1 protein-coding gene is annotated in these 503 nt (G+C 41.7%); it reads left to right on the top strand.

Features of this window, described 5'->3' with window-relative positions:
- Nucleotides 1-503: IS66 family transposase (locus ACTQ50_RS19755; RefSeq protein WP_441485575.1), on the top strand; the 503-nt coding region annotated here is incomplete at both ends.

Here is a 503-nt window from a genome sequence, read left to right as displayed (position 1 = left end):
TATAGAAAAAGTCGTTATCCGCAGAAAAAGATCCAAAGGAAAACGAGAACTGAATCTTCAGGACATCGAAGTTGAAGTGATCAACCACGATTGTTCCGAGGAAGAATTACAGAAACACTTTCCAAAAGGATGGCATTCCATGGAAGATGAAGTATATAAAGAACTTCAGTATATTCCAGCCAGATTTAAAGTATTGGAACATCATATCAAAGTATATGCCGGGAATTCTGATTGCGGCAGTTTTTTGCGTGCAAGAGCACCGGAACGTCTGTTGGCGCATAGCATTCTTACCCCAGAACTGGCAGCTGCCGTGTTTAATGCAAAGTATGTAAATGCTGTACCTTTGAACCGTCTTTCTGAAGAGTTCCTTCGAAATGACGTCAACATTCCCAGGCAGGACATGGCAGGATGGATGATACGTCTCAGCGAGTATTATCTGCAGCCGGTTCATGATATGATGAAAGCAGAGATCATGAAATCCCATCATATCCATTGTGATGAAA

Origin of the sequence: Blautia sp. Sow4_E7 (assembly GCF_052116245.1) — a bacterium.
Classification (GTDB): Bacteria; Bacillota; Clostridia; order Lachnospirales; family Lachnospiraceae; genus Blautia_A.
Note: the sequence above shows the minus strand (reverse complement) of the source record. Positions and strands in the feature narration are given on the sequence as shown.